This is a genomic window from Oleiphilus sp. HI0079, from assembly GCF_001635105.1.
Genome location: NZ_LWFT01001285.1, coordinates 1 through 734 on the forward strand (window position 1 = coordinate 1; position 734 = coordinate 734).

General features: G+C 47.4%; 1 protein-coding gene. It reads right to left on the minus strand.

Features of this window, described 5'->3' with window-relative positions; all coding sequences use genetic code 11:
• Positions 1–175 precede the first annotated feature (175 nt).
• Positions 176–734: DUF6436 domain-containing protein (locus tag A3750_RS22470; RefSeq protein WP_068548885.1), on the minus strand; the 559-nt coding region annotated here is incomplete at its 5' end.

Sequence of the window (734 nt, forward strand, 5' to 3'; positions counted from 1 at the left end):
GATTAAAAGCGCCGCCATCCAAGTGTCATACATCGGGGCGAGAGCCAGTGAGACTACAAACAGGGCGCTCAGAATGATCTTCATCACTTTGTCGGCACGTTTGTAATGGTTTATGAGGTTCGTGTTTTCCATAATTCTCCGTTTTACTGAGCACTAAGCGAAGCTGAGCTCGCTTTTATGTCAGCTCTGCTGTTTTTTTGTTCGTGTTGGTCCAGGGGCAAAAACACCCCTGACCTAGCAAGTTGAGATACTGAGCGCGATCACCTGCGCGCCATTTTTCTAGGTGGGCTGCAACCAAATCTTCGCCTTGTCCACAAACACTACCTGCGGTGTAAGGGCCGTGATAAATCAGTACGCCATCAGGAGCAAAAATACTCACCGCAGGACTTGAGATCGCCCAATCCTCCAAGAGAACACCTTTTACTTGCATGGTTTCGTTAGGGTATACGTGGCGCGCTTCTTTATAGGTCTCTTCAATATCTTGTACATGTGGTTTGGCAAAGCGATTGCAGCTACATTGCTCGTCTAGATAGTGAACAAGCGTTAGTTCCCCCGTCGCTACTCTTGGCATGTTTTGCAGATCCGGTGCATCCTCATGAAGAAAGGCGCGATAATCTGAGGCAAATACTTGCCACATGAGAACCGAAACAAGCAGCAACCAAAGTATGGCGGTTGTCCAGGCAAGATAGGTGTATGACGGCTGTGCCAAAACATTTCTCTGTTTAAAAATAAAC